The 18,818-nt window shown below is 30.7% G+C and carries 20 protein-coding genes; 10 read left to right on the top strand and 10 right to left on the bottom strand.

The window, feature by feature from the left end:
* Nucleotides 1-119 precede the first annotated feature (119 nt).
* Nucleotides 120-350 carry a DUF1659 domain-containing protein gene (locus DR024_RS10200; RefSeq protein ID WP_027098061.1) on the top strand — a complete coding sequence of 77 codons (231 nt, stop codon included), beginning with the start codon at nt 120-122 and terminating at the stop codon, nt 348-350.
* A 43-nt stretch (nt 351-393) separates the two neighbouring features.
* Nucleotides 394-612 carry a DUF2922 domain-containing protein gene (locus DR024_RS10195; RefSeq protein WP_055183723.1) on the top strand — a complete coding sequence of 73 codons (219 nt, stop codon included), beginning with the start codon at nt 394-396 and terminating at the stop codon, nt 610-612.
* A gap of 138 nt (nt 613-750) precedes the next feature.
* Here the strand turns inward: DR024_RS10195 and DR024_RS10190 are convergent, their stop codons facing one another.
* Genes DR024_RS10190 through DR024_RS10170 form a run of 5 tightly spaced genes read right to left on the bottom strand, consistent with a single transcriptional unit; the run spans nt 751 to nt 7,086 of the window.
* Nucleotides 751-1,248 carry a GrdB-related putative oxidoreductase gene (locus DR024_RS10190; RefSeq protein ID WP_111918682.1) on the bottom strand — a complete coding sequence of 166 codons (498 nt, stop codon included), beginning with the start codon at nt 1,246-1,248 and terminating at the stop codon, nt 751-753.
* Nucleotides 1,249-1,263: 15 nt separating this feature from the next.
* On the bottom strand, nt 1,264-2,592 hold the full coding sequence (gene celB / locus DR024_RS10185; RefSeq protein WP_027098064.1) for a PTS cellobiose transporter subunit IIC: 1,329 nt from the start codon (nt 2,590-2,592) through the stop codon (nt 1,264-1,266).
* Nucleotides 2,593-2,611: 19 nt separating this feature from the next.
* Entirely contained in the window at nt 2,612-2,932 is a 321-nt protein-coding gene (locus tag DR024_RS10180; protein WP_027098065.1) for a PTS sugar transporter subunit IIB, read from the bottom strand.
* A gap of 18 nt (nt 2,933-2,950) precedes the next feature.
* Nucleotides 2,951-4,048 carry a DUF871 domain-containing protein gene (locus DR024_RS10175; protein ID WP_027098066.1) on the bottom strand — a complete coding sequence of 366 codons (1,098 nt, stop codon included), beginning with the start codon at nt 4,046-4,048 and terminating at the stop codon, nt 2,951-2,953.
* Between the two features lie 14 nt (nt 4,049-4,062).
* Nucleotides 4,063-7,086, bottom strand: coding sequence for a glycoside hydrolase family 2 TIM barrel-domain containing protein (locus DR024_RS10170; RefSeq protein ID WP_242966624.1), 3,024 nt, complete (start codon nt 7,084-7,086; stop codon nt 4,063-4,065).
* A 182-nt stretch (nt 7,087-7,268) separates the two neighbouring features.
* Here DR024_RS10170 and DR024_RS10165 point away from each other — a divergent pair, with 182 nt between their 5' ends.
* Nucleotides 7,269-8,108, top strand: a complete 840-nt coding sequence (locus DR024_RS10165) for an AraC family transcriptional regulator (RefSeq protein WP_111918680.1) — start codon at nt 7,269-7,271, stop codon at nt 8,106-8,108.
* Nucleotides 8,109-8,185: 77 nt separating this feature from the next.
* On the opposite strand, the gene DR024_RS10160 is transcribed toward DR024_RS10165, so the two are convergent.
* Both DR024_RS10160 and DR024_RS10155 read right to left on the bottom strand, forming a co-directional pair.
* Nucleotides 8,186-8,386: a hypothetical protein gene (locus DR024_RS10160; protein WP_027098068.1), complete on the bottom strand. Its 201-nt coding sequence runs from the start codon at nt 8,384-8,386 to the stop codon at nt 8,186-8,188.
* Nucleotides 8,387-8,551: 165 nt separating this feature from the next.
* Complete coding sequence (locus DR024_RS10155; protein ID WP_027098069.1) at nt 8,552-8,773, bottom strand: hypothetical protein; 222 nt, start codon at nt 8,771-8,773, stop codon at nt 8,552-8,554.
* A gap of 317 nt (nt 8,774-9,090) precedes the next feature.
* Between DR024_RS10155 and DR024_RS10150 the strand changes: the two genes are divergently transcribed.
* Nucleotides 9,091-11,136, top strand: coding sequence for a family 16 glycosylhydrolase (locus DR024_RS10150; protein ID WP_111918678.1), 2,046 nt, complete (start codon nt 9,091-9,093; stop codon nt 11,134-11,136).
* Nucleotides 11,137-11,188: 52 nt separating this feature from the next.
* Here DR024_RS10150 and bilS read toward each other — a convergent pair whose 3' ends face one another.
* The 3 genes from bilS to DR024_RS10135 all read right to left on the bottom strand — a co-directional run bounded on the left by bilS (nt 11,189) and on the right by DR024_RS10135 (nt 12,508).
* Complete coding sequence (gene bilS, locus DR024_RS10145; RefSeq protein ID WP_027098070.1) at nt 11,189-11,689, bottom strand: flavodoxin family protein BilS; 501 nt, start codon at nt 11,687-11,689, stop codon at nt 11,189-11,191.
* 136 nt (nt 11,690-11,825) lie between these two features.
* Nucleotides 11,826-12,311, bottom strand: coding sequence for a DUF6773 family protein (locus DR024_RS10140; RefSeq protein ID WP_055255048.1), 486 nt, complete (start codon nt 12,309-12,311; stop codon nt 11,826-11,828).
* Between the two features lie 2 nt (nt 12,312-12,313).
* The gene (locus DR024_RS10135; RefSeq protein ID WP_027098072.1) at nt 12,314-12,508 is read right to left on the bottom strand and encodes a helix-turn-helix transcriptional regulator; all 195 of its coding nucleotides are present in this window, start codon (nt 12,506-12,508) and stop codon (nt 12,314-12,316) included.
* A 438-nt stretch (nt 12,509-12,946) separates the two neighbouring features.
* Between DR024_RS10135 and DR024_RS10130 the strand changes: the two genes are divergently transcribed.
* The 6 genes from DR024_RS10130 to DR024_RS10095 all read left to right on the top strand — a co-directional run bounded on the left by DR024_RS10130 (nt 12,947) and on the right by DR024_RS10095 (nt 18,708).
* The gene (locus DR024_RS10130; RefSeq protein WP_027098073.1) at nt 12,947-14,422 is read left to right on the top strand and encodes a S41 family peptidase; all 1,476 of its coding nucleotides are present in this window, start codon (nt 12,947-12,949) and stop codon (nt 14,420-14,422) included.
* A 508-nt stretch (nt 14,423-14,930) separates the two neighbouring features.
* Entirely contained in the window at nt 14,931-15,245 is a 315-nt protein-coding gene (locus tag DR024_RS10120; protein ID WP_000420682.1) for a YdcP family protein, read from the top strand.
* 18 nt (nt 15,246-15,263) lie between these two features.
* The gene (locus tag DR024_RS10115; RefSeq protein WP_001234286.1) at nt 15,264-15,647 is read left to right on the top strand and encodes a YdcP family protein; all 384 of its coding nucleotides are present in this window, start codon (nt 15,264-15,266) and stop codon (nt 15,645-15,647) included.
* 28 nt (nt 15,648-15,675) lie between these two features.
* On the top strand, nt 15,676-17,061 hold the full coding sequence (locus DR024_RS10110) for an FtsK/SpoIIIE domain-containing protein (protein ID WP_000813488.1): 1,386 nt from the start codon (nt 15,676-15,678) through the stop codon (nt 17,059-17,061).
* Between the two features lie 192 nt (nt 17,062-17,253).
* Complete coding sequence (gene mobT, locus DR024_RS10100; RefSeq protein WP_191619837.1) at nt 17,254-18,444, top strand: MobT family relaxase; 1,191 nt, start codon at nt 17,254-17,256, stop codon at nt 18,442-18,444.
* 42 nt (nt 18,445-18,486) lie between these two features.
* Nucleotides 18,487-18,708 (top strand): hypothetical protein, encoded by a 222-nt coding sequence (locus DR024_RS10095; protein ID WP_001009056.1) that lies wholly within the window; start codon nt 18,487-18,489, stop codon nt 18,706-18,708.
* Nucleotides 18,709-18,818 lie beyond the last annotated feature (110 nt).

Genomic DNA, 18,818 nt, shown 5'->3' with positions numbered 1-18,818 from the left:
TAATATACATAATATGAAGTTATGTACAATTTGGTTAATCATTCTTGTATTACTTTACATATTACTTTTTTAACTTCTGCATATATCATTTATGAATACTTTGAAAGGAGGAATTTATTATGGCAATTACTAAGGTTTTAGCTAGTTCTGCTTTAGTTATTGAAGTAGAAAATGGATCAGACAAAAACGGAGCTCCAACTTATAGAAAGAAATCTTTTGCTGGAGTTAAGGGAAATGCTGCTGTTGAAAATGTATATGCTGTTGCAGATGCTGTGAAAGCAGTAATGAAGAATCCAACTAGAAACTACTACCTAAATGACTCTAACTTGCTTGACAACGACCAAGAGTAATAGGGGTAATTTCTAAATCTTAAAGAAAGGGAGGAACTAGGTTATGGAGTTTACTTTATCAATGACTTTCACTACTTCTAATGGAGATAAATCTACTATCTCTATTGAAGGAGTTAAGGAAAACTTAACTCAAGCTGAAGCTTCAACTTTAATGGATACCATCATAGAAAAAGATATTTTCCTTACTAAGAATGGTACATTAACTGGCAAGTATTCAGCTCAGTTAGTACAAAAACAAGTTACCAAGTTTAATGTAGCTTAATAAAAAATATGGGATAGATATTTATTTTCCTTGTTCCATCGCAAGCTCAAATTCACAGAAAAATAAAATTCTATCCCCTTCCTACTTAAGGTAAGGAAAATAGGCTTGCAAGTAACTGCAAGCCTATTTTTTCTATATCTATTCTATTTCATTACTATATACTAATCTTTTTGCAACACTACAAATATTCTTAAAAGCTTCTCTAAGTCCACTTTCTCCCTTATTAGGTGTCTTAATAATTGTAATTTTATCATTATACATATCAATTACTTCTGAGCGATCTTCTGAAATTGCTGCTAAAGCTTTTGTACTAGTTGTTGTTACAATATCATAAGCTACTTTTGTACACATAGAAGCAGAATCTGCATAACTTAATGAAGGTCCACATATTACAACATCCGGATTTAACCTTTTAACCATTCCACAAAGTTTACGACTAACCTCCTCTGGATTTTCAAGATATGTTCCAGTTCCACAATAAAGTGTTGCAACTATATTACCATCTATTTCTTTTAAATAAGGCTTCATAATTACCCCTGGTCCAATTATCTCCTTTGTTCCAGTAAGAGGAATCATTTTATCATTTTTTGTTCCATATCCAGATTGAACTTGATCTAATATCATTATAACTTTCATAATTAACTTCCCATCCTATAAATCGTCAAATGATAAATCATCAAGAGAGATATCATCATCTGAGCTTTCACTTGCCTGTAATTCTTCCTTTTTATATTGCTTATCCATCATCTTTACAAATGGCATATAAATGAATACACCTAAAATTACAAGAATTAATTGAAGAAGTGCTCCTCTCCAGCCAGTTGTTAAAAATCCAGATATAATAACAGGAGTTGTCCATGGCATACTTACTCCGCTAGTAAATGGAACTAGTCCACTAACCATTGAAAAATATGATATTAAAATATTTATAAGTGGTGTTAATAAAAATGGAATTAAAATTGTTGGATTTAATACTACAGGTAATCCAAATATAACAGGTTCATTTATTCCAAATAATGCAGGTACAATTGAAATCTTACTTAAGTTTTTAATACGTTGTGATCTACATACAATAATCATTGCAATTAACATAGATAATGTTGATCCAGCTCCTCCAAATGTAGTGAACAAGTCATAGAACTGTTGATTTATTACATTTGGAAGTGCAGTTCCTGCTTGGAATGCTGATAAATTTTCCATTGAAAGCGGTGTTAATATAGGCTGCATTATACTACCAACAATAGAACCTCCATTTATTCCAAAGAACCAGAAGAAATGTTGGAATCCCATTGCAACTAATACTGCACCTAATGTATTTCCTAACACTAGAAGTGGTTGTTGTAAAAATTTAAATATAAAATTAAATGCGTTATCATATGGTGTAATTGCTATTAAACTATTAGCTAAAAAGAATACTCCAAGTACTACTGCTGAAGGAACTAACGCTGCAAATGATTGAGTAACTGCTGGTGGAACACCTTTAGGCATTTTAATTATCCATCCTTTTTTAATTACCCATGCGTATATATGAACTGATACAAATGCAGTTATTATTCCTATGAATATTCCTTTAGAACCAACCCAATCTAATGGAATTCCATTTAATGTTACACTTCCATCTGTAACTTTATATGGCATTAATATAAACCATGATACTACAGCTACAGCAGCTCCTGATAATTTATCTACATTTAATTCTCTTGAAAAAGAATATGCAATTCCAACTACAGCTAAGATAGCCATAATATCAAATGTTGCACTTGTTGGTTTAGCCATATAGGCTGTCCAATTTTCTCCAAAAAATCTTGCCCAAAATTCTGTCCAATTATTAATTGGGAAGTTTGCAATAAGTAAGAAGAATGATCCTATAATTAATAATGGTGTTGTAAGTAAAAATCCATCTCTAATAGAAATTAAGTATTTATTTTTCCCAATCTTTTCAGCAAGTGGCATAAAAATTGATTCTAATTTATCTAACATTAATAATCACCTCACTTTTTTATTTATTACTTTTTATAAGCTTTATAGCATGTTTTAATATTTTTTCTCCATTCATCATTCCATAATCATCAGAATTAATTACTTCAATTGGAATCCCACTATTTTCATAACGTTTTGAAATTTCCTTATATCTATACTTTACTTGAGGACCTAATAAAATTACATCTGGATGTTTTTCTTCAACAACTTCATCTATCTTCCCATCTGGAAAAGCTTTTATTTCTAGTGGAAGCTTATGCTCATTAGCCACCTTTTGCATATTATTAGCTAACATACTAGTTGACATTCCTGCACTACAAAATAAATATATTTTTTTCATTCTACCCTCTCACTTTCTTTATAAGTTTTTCTTGAATGTAAATATTTTTCTAGGTTCCATATAATTAAGTAAAAATAATTCTTCCTTTGGTATATGCCCAATTACATTCTTTCTTCCATCATTAGGCATATCTTTTAGTACAATGTGAAGCTCACCTTTATATCTTGAATATTCATCATTTAATATAACAACGTCTCCTCTTTTCATATCCACAGCATTTGCTTTTTGAATAGATTCATTAGCAAATGTTCCTCTTGGAGCACTAGAACGAGCCATATATTCACTAACGTCTCCTCTATTTGCATGATTTTCCTTGTAATATAAAATTTCATATTCTACTTCAGTTAATTCTTTATCTAACTCAATTCCAAATGTTAAAATTCCAGGATTAATTTTTGAACATGCTTCTAATTCTTCTTCTGAAGCATAAGCATTTCCTATCATAACATCATCAATCATTCTAGTAGCAAATAGATGTCTTACTTGTAAATCTATAGGCAAATCACGATGCATTTCTAAAGTACATAACCCTTCCCTTACTGGCCAAGGCCCAAATGTATCATTATTATTACTAGATACAAAAGCTGCTGTATGTAACCCATACTCTTTCATTGCTTTATTACAATTATTAAAGTGCTCTAAACTTAAACCTGTATATCTTTGTGGGTAAAAATTGTGACAAGTAATAACCTTATCTTTGTTTGGAAAATTACTCATTACATTATCTAAGTACCCACTACCCCCACTTGCATTTAGCTCTATTTTTAAACCACCTTGGTTATATGTCATAAGACTTTCTTTTACTCCATCAAAACCTTCATCTAATCTTATTCCATCTGCATGTATCTCACTAAATAAAGATAAATCATCATAAGATACACCAAGATCTTTAAAAACTACTGGATTAACATCAAGAATTACTTCCATGCCCTCTTCATGTGCAACATCAATTAATTCTCTAAATTCATCTATAAGCTCTTCTCTTGTCTTTTTTCCTATACTTAATAGACATGTAAAAACTCTTTTAAATCCATATTTTCCAGCTAAACGAATGTATTCAATATCCTTTTCCTTTGTTGAATGTTCTGGATATATAGAAATTCCAAGTCGTGCCATTTAAATCCCTCCTGTTACCTTTCTTCAAACTTTAAATAGAAATTAAACTTCATAGATTTTTCATTTAATCTGTATTTATGATCTAATTCTGGACCACAGCTATTAGACCCAATTCCACTTTGTTTGTAGTCAATTATTAAATAGGTTGCATCATCTTCAACTAATTCAAAGTTATGCTTTTTATTTGTTAATTCTTCAGTTGAAAAATGAGATACATTAAAACTGAAATCATCCTGTGACGCTACATAAATACTTGAATTTTCATTATAGATTTCAACTTCTTTACATAAACTTCTGCTTCCATTTTCCTGTGGACGAATATAGTCTTCATGGATTTTTGAAACACTTGAATTAAATCTTCCTAAATAACTAGCATAATGTTTATCTTGATAATTCTCATAAGGTCCTAACCCAAAATAACTTAAATTCTCATAAGATTTATCTAATTTAATTTCAACTCCAAACCTTGGTAAGAAAGGTGAATTAACATTTTTAACTGCATCAATCTCAGATTTTATCAAACCATTTGGTAATATAATCCACTTAATTACAATATCTAATACTTTCTCACGGTATATAGGAATCAAACTCAAATGACTGGTAATTGTTATAGAACTTTCTTTATTTTCTATTGTAGTTTTGTATACTCTTGACTCTAAGTTATTAAAGCCAGCTTCTATCCACTGAAATTTTATTTTCCTATCATTGTCAGTAGGAGCACGCCATACTTTAAACTTCATAGAATCTTCAATAAATCTACATTTTTTATTTTCTATTAATTTGAATAATGCAGTGTTTCTATCATAAATATAGTTAAAATCTCCATTGACTATATTTATTTCTTCTGCACTTTCATTCACTATAAATACTTCTTCACAACTTTTTACTTCTGTAATACTTTCAAAAGATTTAAGACTTTTCACATTATTTGACCAAACTATTTGGTCATGTCCTAATTTCAAGCCTTCTTTATATAATAGAAAATCAGCTTTTACAATGTATTCAAATAATATAGTTACAATTGTATTTGGTATTTCTGGCAAATCTAAAGAATACCATTTTTCTTCCTTAGATTTTAAAGTATCAATAAGCAATTCTTTGTCACTAATAACATTTCCATCAGAAAAAAGCTTATATTTAACCTTTAAAAAGTTACCTATATCCTTGAAATCCATCGTATTTTTAAGCTTAACTTTTTTATTAACTTCATCTACCTCAATTAGCCTTATTGGTCTATTAATGTTTTGATATTCCAAAAGTCCTGTATGAGGAACACGATTTGGATATACCAATCCATCAACACAGAAGTTTCCATCATGAGATATTTCTCCAAAATCACCACCATAGCCATACATTGTTTTGCCATCTTTACTTTTTCCCATATCTATAGCATGATCGCACCATTCCCATACATAGACCCCTGCAAATTCTTTATGATCTTGAATTAATTCATCATATTCTTTTAATCCACCAGGACCATTTCCCATTGCATGTGCATATTCACATAATATAAATGGCTTATCTATCCCCTTGTTGAAATACTCCTTTATTTCATCAATGCTAGGATACATTCTACTTATAACATCTATATTGCTAAAGTCATTTTCTCTATTTTTATCAGCATAAAATGCACCTTCATAATGTAATAACCTAGTGTTATCTAACTCTCTAGCTCTTATTAACCCTTTCTCAAAATTACACCCAAAACCTGATTCATTACCAACTGACCACATAAAAATACATGGTCTATTTTTATAAGGAATAATAGAAGCCTCAATTCTATCTTCTATAACTTTTTCATAAATAGGATCATTTGCTATCATATTATAGTTTTCAAGATATCCAAGGCCATATAATTCAACTACACCATGAGTTTCAATATCTGCTTCACTGATAACTAGGAATCCATACTCATCGCACATTTCATAAAAAATTGGTGATTTGGGATAATGAGCTGTTCTAATTGAATTAAAGTTATATTGTTTCATTAGCCTTAAATCTAAAAGTAAATCCTCTTCTGTCATAACATATCCATTTAAAGGATGGCTATCATGATGATTTACACCACGTAATTTCACATTTACTCCATTTAGCTTTAAAACACTATCTTCAACTGAAATTACTCTCATTCCAACTTTTTCTTTAATAACTTCATCCTCTGTCTTAATTAATAAAGTGTATAATAATGGTTCTTCAGGATTCCAAAGTTCAACATCCTCTATTTTTAAAGTAACAGAATCATTATTTATAAGGCCTGACTGAATAACTTCACCTTTAGGATTTAATAAACTATAAGTAATATTAGGATTATTTACCTTGTCTGTAACTTTGAAATTTAAAAATCCTATTTTATTTTCTAAGTTAATATCAGTATCTATTTTATAATCTACAATTCTTGACTTAGCTCTCTCCAAAATATATACATCTCTAAAAATACCAGACATTCTAAACTTGTCCTGATCCTCAAAATAAGTACCATCACACCACTTTAAAACAAGTACTGCTATTGTATTTTTTCCTTCTAATATTTCTTGTGTTATATCAAACTCTGAAATACTATGAGAAATCTGGCTATATCCAATAAACTTACCATTTAACCAAATATAAAAGCATGAATCTACTCCTTCAAAGTTCAAGTGGTAATCCTTATCCTTAGAGAAATCATCTATTTCAAAATCCCTTATATAAAACCCACATGGATTATTGCTTGGCACAAATGGCGGATTAAAACCGATAGGATATTTAACATTTGTATACTGATGATTATCATACCCCTCCATTTGCCAAAGAGAAGGAACTTTTATTAAGTCAAAACTTTCATTTTTATTATTTAAAAGATTATCAATATTAATATTTCCTAAGCTATTGAAGTACTTAAACTTCCAAGTACCATTTAGTGATTTAAAACTCTTTTGATTATCTCTACTAATCTCTTTAAGTGCTTCATTAACACTTTCAAATGGAACATAATAACTTCGTCTAGGCATCATATTTACATGTAAAAAAGAAATATTTTCATGATATGAATTTAATAACACCTTTACCCACCTTTCTTCAAATATATAGATTATGAAAAGTCATCATAAACATATATTTTTGTTTTAAGAAAGCGCTTACTTAAATACATTTATATTATAATTGATAAATATTTACGTTTACATAGAATTATAGCGCTAAAATATGTTATAATGTTTCCAAAATATCTGACAGAGGTAAAAAGATGCAAATTTTATGGAATAAATATAAAAGTAATAACTTTGAAGCAAATTTAGATGAATGTGGAATTGAACAAGGCACCCCTGGAGCTGGTTATAATTATAAAGTAGAAAAAAATGCTGTTATACATTATATTTCAAAAGGTAGCGGAACCTTTAAGATTAATGATAAAATTTATACATTAAAAAAGGGGGATGGTTTTATTCTATTAAAAGATATGAATGTAGAATATATCCCTTCTATTGATGATCCTTGGAAGTATTATTGGATAGGATTTAGCGGACAAAGTTTAAATGAATATCTAAAAAGAACTTCAATTATAGATTCATGCGTTATTAACTTTAGTAAAAAATCTAAAATTCCCAATCTGATAATTGATATGTGTAATATTTCAAAGGAATATGATCAAACGTCCTCTGATGATATACTACTATTAAGTAAATTACATCTACTTTTATATTATATATCATCAGAATTTCCTAAGGCTTTTAAATATAATAACAATCTAACTCATACTTATATCCAAGAGGCTACTACATTTATAAATAATAATTATATGAATCCAATAACAGTACAAGAGGTAGCTGATCATGTAAACTTAAGTAGAAGTTATTTATATAAGATGTTTATTAAACATCTTGGTGAATCTACTCAAAGTTATTTAATTAATATTAGAATGTATAAGTCATCCATATTATTAAAAGAAACCAGTTTATCTATAGCAGAAATTGCAAATAAGGTTGGCTACAGTGATCCCTTATTGTTTTCTAAAATTTTTTCTAAACACTTTTCTATGTCAGCCTCAAAATATAGAAAAAGTCATCAAAAAAATAAAAAATGTTAAAATCATAATTTATAGGTTTTAAATGACTATATAAAAAAGAGGATCGCAACTTATTGCAATCCTCTTTTTCTTATCTCCTATTCTATCTTCTCTACTTTATCAAAATAAAGAGATATTTCTCCACAATTACTACATACAGCAGCCTTCACTTTTCCCTTTGTATCAGAAAAAATTCCAGTTCCTTTACCTAACATAACTGATGCTTGTGCAGTAATATTCTCTGTCTTTAACATATAACCTTCACTCATTGTTTCACCACATCTTAAACATTTCCTCATAGCTAACCCTCCAAACTTGAATTAATTGGTTACTTTTGAGTAATTATACCACAGTCCTAAACGCAAGAATACTTAACTTCATGTTTATTTTATCTACTCAACAAATTTAAACTTGCTATAAAATAGCTTTAATTAATTCTTAATTGCTTTAATAATTTTTCTTACTCATCTATCTAGGAATATAATAATTAACATAAATGCAGATGCTAATGCAGCTATGAATGCAATAAATATAGTTATTGTTTCATATTCACCAACTTTAAAAACTGGTCCTGTATTTCCACTAGTCCTTTCAACTTTTATACTAATATCTTCACTTGTTAAAGAAACCTTTGGCGTTATTCTTATTGGAATGAAATAAAATGCTAATATCCCTATACTAATCAATAAAATAATAATTGAAACTTTTTTATCTTTTTCATTTTATTAAAACCTCTTCTTTATCTATGCTATTTTTCTATTGCATATTCTAGTCACTGTTTCCCACTGATAAAGCAAATATTAATGCTTTTTTATAAAAATTAACATATTTTTTAAAAGAATAGGTTTACATATAACCATTCATACTTTATAATTGGTTATATAAAATAATTAATTAACGCGTTTTTTAATGAATTTTATTAATAAAAATTATAAAATATTATTAATAAAAAGATACTTTTACTACAATATTAACAAATTCTATGGCTTAAAGGAGATTAACTATGAAGAAACATAAAAAAGCATTATCTTTATTAGTTCTATCAGGTATTGTTGGAGGATTAATTACAAATATACCACTTAAAGAAGTATCAGCATCAACAGTAAAACATCAATATGAACTAGCAGACTTACAAAATAGTAACTTCATTAAGAATGGTAATTTTCAAGAAGAAAATAACTATTGGAATATAGTAGGACAAAATAGTTCTGTTATAACAGACAAGGATAATAACAAATATGGAAAACTAGGAAAAACTACAGATCCTCATGCTAATGGACATATATGGCAAGACGTTACATTAAAACCAAATACAACATATATATTAAAAGCAAAAGTTAAGGTTTTAAGTGATGATAAAAATAGCTATGTAACTTTAGATGTAAAAAAAGGAGGAAGTTCTGAAGCTAAGTATTTTATAGATAAAAAAGTAACAGCAATAAATAATGAATGGCAAGAAGTTTCTTTAGAATTTACAACAGATTCAACAACAAAATATGCAGTAGGTATTGGACGTTGGGAAGATAACGCTTCAGCTTCATTAAAAGATTCAGAAGCATATATTGATGATGTAAGCGTTGAATATAAGACTTCTATTGATAAAGAAAATTATGATTTTGTATGGGCTGATGACTTTAATGATGAAAATTTAAATTTATCTAATTGGGAATATGAATTAGGTTCTATTAGAGGAATTGAGCAACAACATTATGTTAATGATCCAGAAAATGTTTCTATAAGAAAGAACGGAGACAATGGAGAATTAGTTTTAAAAGCAACAGACAGACCTAAAGAATTACAATATAATAACCCTAGAAATAATGATAGAAAAGTAATTTATGATTCTGGAAGTGTTAGAACTCATGGTAAGCAAGAATTTTTATATGGACGTATTGAAATGAAAGCTAAACTTCCTAAAGGTAAATCTGTGTTCCCTGCCTTTTGGACACTTGGATCTGATTTTACATTAGATGGTGACGTAAGTTCTAAGCAAGGATATGGATGGGCACGTTGTGGAGAAATAGACATCATGGAACTAATAGGTTCTGAAGAAAATCAAGCTGGTAACAAAACTGTATATCAAACTATTCATACATCAAATAAACCAGATTCAAATACTGACCATAAACTTTTAGGGACAAGCTATACAATAGATGAAGACTTTTATGATGACTATCATATCTTTGGAATTGATTGGTCAAAAGGAAAGTTAGATTTCTATGTTGATGATAAAATAGTTTCATCAATTGATTATTCAAATGATGAAATTGCAAGAAAATGTTTAGATAGACCACAATATATTCAATTTAATTTAGCAATGGGAGGAGCTTGGCCAGGAGAAATTTCAGAAGGCTTAGCTGGTACTAAATTTGCAATTGATTATGTATACTATGCTCAAACACCACAACAAAAAGCTGATGCAGAAGCATATTATAAAGATGCTCCTAGATTAAGTGGATATAAAGACTTAACAATTTATGAAGGTGAAACAGATGCTATATTAGAAAATGTAGTTGCTGAAAATGGAGATGTAGACTTTTCAATAACTGACCAACCACAATTTAATAAAAAAGAGCAAACTGCAACATCTAATAATCCTCTTACAAGTGTAGACTTATTATGTACAGGAAAAAATGATTTAGATTCTTTAGCTAAGTTACCAGCTGGTGAATATACATTATATTATACTGCTTTACCAAAGAACATGCAGTTAGAAAGCTCAAACCCAGAAGATCCAAATAGTCCAATGGTTCCATTAGCAAGTGAAGAATATAAGTTTGATAGGAAGGCTGTAAACTTAACAATTAAAGAACGTAATTCAAATGAAGAAATTCCACTTACCCCTATTAAGCCTGCTGATCCTGTAATTTCTGACAAGCCAAATAATGATAACAACAACACTAATAATGGATCAGGTACTGAAACTCCTGATATTCCTAAAACAGGGGATACTTCTAAGACAAATTTATTATTTTATATATTAGTTGCATCTGGAGGATTAGCAATATTTTCATTTAGTAAAAAAGCTAAAAAGAAAATAATAGAATAGATACTTAAAAATAAAAAGCATTTTCTAAGGTTTTAGAAAATGCTTTTTTATATTAATTTATTATACCTTCTATCCACTTTTTAACGTTAATTATATCCTCATAATTTGGATGCATTAGCGCTTCATCAAAATTTTCTATAGATACTTGTATATTCTTATCTTCAGGATTTTCAGTAATTAGCTTCACATATCTATCACGAATACTCATTGGCATTTTACCTTGGCAATAAAAATATCCTAGTATAGTATTGCTACTGTCTATTATTTCTTTTACACGATTATATAGTTTTTCATAATATTCAATTGAACCTCCAAAGCCAGCTGTTCCAAAATAAGCAATTTTTTTATTTTTTAATTGCTTTAAAAATTCTGTAATCTTTTTTGAACACATTCCTTTATCTGTCCAGGAACCTACAATATACAAGTCTGCTTCAATTTCTTTTTCTGGTTCTCCAAAATAAACAAGATTTGATTCATCTATTTCTTTTTTTATCTCTTCAGCTATCTTCTTTGTATTTCCTGTTATGCTATCATAGATAATTGCTATTTTCATACGTCTTCTCCTCCACACATTCTAATTTATTTAGTAACTTAGTAAACATATAGCTTATATAATAATGCAATTATACACCCCTATAACCACACTTTCCATATCTAAATTAGCATAGCTTTATTCAATTTTCATTTAACTATTTCTCCTCTTCATCATCTAACTTTGAATCTATTTTCATTTGTTTTTTCTTATTTATAAAGTATAATCCTTGAAGAACTACAAATGTGGAAGCTGTTGCACACAGAAAAGTAATTAGTGATGCAATTAACATATCACCCATCTCATTTTTAAATAAATCTTTAAATTTAATATAATTAAGAGTGGTATTTATAACAACTACTATGATTCCACAAATAATGCTATTTATAATTACAAATCTTTGATTTACGTTATTAGACTCAAAAATATTGTTTCCAACTGTTATATTTCTTACTATAACATACAAGGCACCCACTATAAGTAGGATCACCTCTACTGCATATTGTGAAAAATCAGCATTAAATATATATGATTGCACAAAAATAGATAAAAATAAGCCTAAAAAAATTATTTGAAAGGCATCATTTCCAATCTTTCTTTTTTGTGATAAAACTCTTTCATCTTGAACTATTTCTTTCTTCATTACTATTCCTCCCAAAATAAATCATTTAATGTTTTTCCAAGTGCTTTACATATTGATACACAAAGATTAAGTGTAGGGTTATAATCTCCTGATTCAATTAATCCAATAGTTTGTCTTGTTACACCTACAGCCTTTGCTAAATCTTCTTGTTTCATATCACACTCTATACGTGCTATTTTCATTCTCTTATTTTTCATATACACCCTCCTTATATTGCATATTGTAATATATATATTATCAAATGTAAACTATATGTTGCATTTATTGTGTGATTTTATTTTTTATGCCCATCTTTTCCTTACACTTTTTTAGTATTAGAGGCAAAAAAGTGGAGTGAATATTTATTTTGATTGTCCACATCAAAACTATGCTCTTGTGCCCACACTTTTTTTAGTTCCATAAACACACCCCTTATATAAATTTTCTAATAAGGAAAATCTAATCTTTACAAATTTTCCAGTCTATTTATATAGTAACTTATTCTCCTGTTTTTGTATCCGAAGTCACATTCCTATAGTCTCAATTTCATATTCCCTACTTAAAGTAATAAGTACAAATGAAATCTAAATTAAGATATTTAAATTGTTAGTTCTAAAAATAGTATAATAATCTTATAAGATAAGGAGATGTAGTTGATGAATAAAAAAACAATGTTATTTGCTTTAATAGTTACTTTGTTTTTATTTGTTATTTTAAATTATAAAGGTAACAAGAATCATGAATTTGTTCAGCAAGTTAATAGTGAGAGATTGTTAGAAGCTAAAGAGGCAAAGAACACTATTTATGAATCCATAAAATTGCCTTCTTGTAATATGTCTCAAGAAGAGATGTATTCTTTATTTATAACAAAAGATAATATGAATATAGCAAGAAATTATTATAACTATGATAATAATGTAGTATTAAAAAAGGATGCCAAAGAAGATATAAACTTACTTTTTAAGGCACTTAAGTTTGGCTATGGTGGTTATGAAATATTTGGTGGCGATGAAATATTCACTAAAGCTAAAAATAACATTCTAAAAGAAATTAATAATCATGATAATTTGCTTGTAAAAGATTTAGAAACTATTTTGATAAATAACTTAAGTTTTATAAAAGACAACCACTTTAGAATTAATGAAAATCCTGTATTTAAAGAAAAATATACTTATTATTATAATGACCACCCTATAATAAAAGATGGCCAAGAATATTACATGAACTTTGAGAATAAAAAATATAAGATAGAAAGTATAAATAAAGACAAAAATATTGAAAATTACATTCGCTATACTTTAAATAAAAATGGAGTACTATCTTATGAATTAGGAATTTTATCTTTAGAGAATAAACAGCTAGAGGTTCTGATTTCTAACAATAACCATAAGAAAACAATCTCTATTAATTTGGAACAGTCTAGTAACACAGTTAAAAATGCTAGTATAAAAGATAGCAGTATTGGCTATATAAAACTAAATAGTATGAAAAAAATATCGGATGATATTTTAAACAAAACAAAGTCTATTAAGAATAATAGAGTAAATATTTTAGATCTAAGAGGATGCTCAGGAGGTAGTGATCTTGAGGCACGTAAGTGGTTTGAAACTTATTTTAATTATAAAATAGGAATAAATGGTACTATTTTCTTTAAGTATACTGAATTTATAAAAGAGATGTATCTAAATGAAATAAAAACAACATATGATCTTGGTTTGTGTTCAGAAGAAGAATATAGTAATGAAGTTAAGAGAATATCTGATTTCTACTCTAAAGAAAAGATGAATAGTATTGTCCCATACACTGAAGTAGATGAGATTCTAGATAATGATAACTATCTATTAGTTTTAGTTGATAATACTGTTCCATCTTCTGCTGAAAGCTTATTAATTTATCTTAGAACAGTAAAAAATGTAATTTTTATAGGTACTAACTCTTCAGGAACCACAAAGATTATGGACAAACTTGGTTTTTTATTGCCTAATACTAAAATAGTATGTGCTTTTGGCACAAAGGCCTATAATTATAGTTCATTTGAAATAGAAGAAGGTAAAGGCTTAGAACCAGATATATGGCTTGGAACAGAAGATATTCTAGATAGAACATATAAATTTGCTAAAACTTTAAAATAAGTTTTAGATGTAAAATTATTGGAGATAGCAGAAGTAAGAGGCTTGCTAATGGAAGCCTCTTCTTTTATCAGATTACTACAACATTTCTTAGAATTGTGCACTAAAAAATACCGTATATTTTTTTAAATAATACGGTATTTCATGAATTCAAATTTTAACTTTTTGTATATAAAAAAATAGCATAAAAATCTAGTTATCCGCATAAAAACTGGACTTATCACACTTTATCAAGGTCAAAACCACTCAATTTACTACTAATTTACTACTTATGAATGAGCTTTGATACGACGATTTATCCTTGAAAAGTGAAGATATAAAGATACTTCCAATAAAATTTGAATATTTAATAGGTAGACACTTCAAAAAATGAGGTGTCTATTTTTTTACCCGATTTTGAAAGGAAGTGAACTTATGAAAACAAAAAATCAAGAATCAAAAGGTCGTTCCCCACTCTTTAAGACCATCAAACATTCATTCAGCCAATAAAAAAGAAAGGATAGGTAAAAATATGGAACTTAAATTTGTGATTCCCAACATGGAAAAAACATTCGGCAATTTAGAATTTGCTGGCGAGGATAAAGTCGTTCAGCGAAGAATCAACGGACGGCTAACTGTCTTATCAAGAAGCTATAATCTCTATTCTGATGTTCAAAGAGCAGATGATATTGTGGTGGTGCTTCCTGCTGAAGCTGGCGAAAAACATTTCGGCTTTGAGGAACGTGTGAAGTTAGTCAATCCACGTATTACCGCAGAGGGCTACAAAATCGGCACTCGTGGTTTTACAAATTACCTTTTACATGCTGACGACATGATAAAAGAATAAAGAAAGAGAGGAAAAATGATGAGATTAGCAAATGGCATTGTATTAGATAAAGACACGACTTTTGGAGAATTGAAATTCTCTGCTCTACGTCGTGAAGTGAGAATCCAAAATGAAGACGGGTCGGTTTCAGATGAAATCAAGGAACGTACCTATGACTTAAAATCCAAAGGACAAGGACGCATGATTCAAGTAAGTATTCCTGCCAGCGTGCCTTTGAAAGAGTTTGATTATAACGCACGGGTGGAACTTATCAATCCCATTGCGGACACCGTTGCTACTGCCACCTATCAAGGAGCAGATGTTGACTGGTATATCAAGGCAGACGATATTGTGCTGACAAAGGATTCTAGTTCATTCAAAGCTCAACCACAAGCAAAGAAAGAACCGACACAAGACAAATAGTCGCTAGGTAGAAAGGAGACTTTTTCGCATGAAACAGCGTGGTAAAAGGATTCGCCCATCTGGTAAAGATTTAGTCTTTCATTTTACGATAGCGTCACTCCTGCCTGTTTTCCTGCTGGTTGTCGGACTGTTTCATGTGAAGACAATCCAGCAGATCAACTGGCAGGATTTTAACCTATCACAAGCAGATAAGATTGACATTCCCTATTTAATTATCAGTTTCAGTGTCGCAATTCTTATCTGCTTGCTGGTAGCGTTTGTATTCAAACGGGTTCGCTATGATACGGTTAAACAACTTTACCACCGTCAAAAACTGGCAAAGATGATACTTGAAAACAAGTGGTATGAATCTGAACAGGTCAAAACAGAGGGTTTCTTTAAAGATAGTGCTGGTCGTACAAAGGAAAAGATAACCTACTTCCCTAAAATGTATTATCGACTTAAAAATGGCTTGATACAGATACGGGTGGAAATCACGCTGGGAAAATATCAAGACCAACTCTTACACTTGGAAAAGAAATTAGAGAGTGGCTTGTACTGTGAGCTGACGGATAAAGAGTTAAAGGATTCCTATGTGGAATATACTTTGCTCTATGACACCATAGCCAGTCGTATTTCTATTGATGAAGTAGAAGCTAAAGATGGTAAACTTCGCTTAATGAAAAACGTATGGTGGGAATATGATAAGCTCCCTCATATGTTGATTGCTGGTGGTACAGGTGGCGGTAAAACTTACTTTATACTGACACTGATTGAAGCCTTGCTTCATACAGATTCAAAACTGTATATTCTTGACCCGAAAAATGCTGATCTTGCGGACTTAGGTTCTGTGATGGCAAATGTCTACTATAGAAAAGAAGACTTGCTTTCTTGCATTGAAACATTCTATGAAGAAATGATGAAACGTAGTGAGGAAATGAAGCAGATGAAGAACTATAAGACTGGCAAAAATTATGCTTACTTAGGTCTCCCGGCACACTTCTTAATCTTTGATGAATACGTCGCTTTCATGGAAATGCTGGGAACAAAAGAAAACACCGCAGTTATGAATAAGCTGAAACAGATTGTCATGTTAGGTCGTCAAGCTGGCTTCTTTCTAATACTGGCTTGTCAACGTCCAGACGCAAAATATTTAGGCGACGGAATCCGTGATCAGTTTAATTTCAGAGTGGCTTTAGGTCGTATGTCTGAAATGGGCTATGGCATGATGTTTGGCAGTGACGTACAAAAGGATTTCTTCTTAAAGCGAATCAAAGGTCGTGGCTATGTTGATGTAGGAACAAGTGTCATATCAGAGTTTTATACTCCCCTTGTACCAAAAGGATATGATTTCTTGGAGGAAATTAAAAAGTTATCCAACAGCAGACAGTCCACGCAGGCGACGTGCGAAGCGGAAGTCGCAGGTGTGGACTGATCTTGCTGGCTGGTGTGGCAATAGCCACGCCAGCACTTAACCCCCCGTATCTAACAGGGGGGTACAAATCGACAGGAAACAGTCAAAAAAACATTAGAAAATCCTTTGGTTACAAGGGATTTACAAAATTTCAGCGTATGTCAAATGGGCTTTAAAAGTTGACATACGCCTTTTTGATTGGAGGGATTTTTACTGAATGAACAAACTTGGTTACAGCATTTAAAAGAAAAACGCTTGGCTTATGGACTATCTCAAAACCGTTTAGCTGTTGCGACTGGTATTACAAGGCAGTATCTAAGCGATATTGAAACAGGAAAAGTCAAGCCATCAGAGGATTTACAGCAGTCCCTTTGGGAAGCTCTGGAACGCTTCAATCCCGACGCTCCCCTTGAAATGCTGTTTGATTATGTAAGAATTCGCTTTCCGACAACAGACGTACAGCAGGTGGTCGAAAACATCTTACAACTGAAACTGTCCTATTTTCTTCATGAGGACTATGGTTTCTATTCTTATTCAGAGCATTATGCTTTAGGCGACATATTCGTCCTTTGCTCCCATGAACTGGACAAAGGAGTTCTGGTGGAATTGAAAGGTCGTGGGTGCAGACAATTTGAAAGCTATCTTCTGGCACAACAAAGAAGCTGGTATGAGTTCTTTATGGACGTTTTGGTGGCTGGCGGTGTGATGAAACGCCTTGACCTTGCCATTAACGATAAGACAGGGATTTTAAATATCCCTGTACTCACTGAAAAGTGCCAACAGGAAGAATGTATCTCCGTCTTCCGCAGTTTTAAAAGCTATCGCAGTGGCGAACTGGTACGCAAAGAGGAAAAGGAATGTATGGGAAACACCCTCTATATCGGTTCATTACAAAGTGAAGTTTATTTCTGTATCTATGAAAAGGACTACGAGCAGTACAAGAAAAATGATATTCCCATTGAAGACGCAGAAGTAAAAAACCGTTTTGAGATTCGATTGAAAAATGAGCGTGCCTATTATGCAGTCCGTGATTTACTCGTCTATGACAATCCAGAGCATACCGCCTTTAAAATTATCAATCGGTATATCCGTTTTGTAGATAAAGACGATTCCAAACCTCGTTCTGATTGGAAACTGAATGAAGAATGGGCTTGGTTTATTGGGAACAATCGTGAACGATTAAAACTAACCACAAAACCAGAGCCTTACTCCTTCCAAAGGACGCTGAACTGGCTATCTCATCAAGTTGCCCCGACCTTAAAGGTTGCGATTAAACTTGATGAAATCAACCAGACGCAGGTTGTAAAAGACATTCTCGACCATGCGAAACTGACAGACCGACACAAGCAGATTTTGAAGCAACAGTCAGTAAAAGAACAGGACGTGATAACAACAAAAAAATAACTCAAATACAAATTCATTGAATATAGAGAGGAGAACATTTTTATGAATTTTGGACAAAACCTTTATAACTGGTTTCTATCAAACGCTCAATCACTGGTGCTTTTAGCAATCGTTGTGATTGGCTTGTATCTTGGCTTCAAGCGTGAGTTTAGCAAACTGATTGGCTTTTTAATTATTGCGATTATTGCGGTTGGCTTAGTCTTCAACGCTGCTGGAGTAAAAGACATTTTACTAGAGCTATTCAATCGCATTATTGGTGCTTAAATAAAACCGTTCTTTTGTGGAATATAAGTGGTTTTCTTATGTTCCGCAAAGGAATGGTACACCAAACGAAGTGCGGTAGGGATTTTTGAATCTCTACAAAGAAAGGACGT

Source organism: Clostridium paraputrificum (assembly GCF_900447045.1).
In the GTDB taxonomy this organism is placed as follows: Bacteria; Bacillota; Clostridia; order Clostridiales; family Clostridiaceae; genus Clostridium; species Clostridium paraputrificum.
Note: the sequence above shows the minus strand (reverse complement) of the source record. Positions and strands in the feature narration are given on the sequence as shown.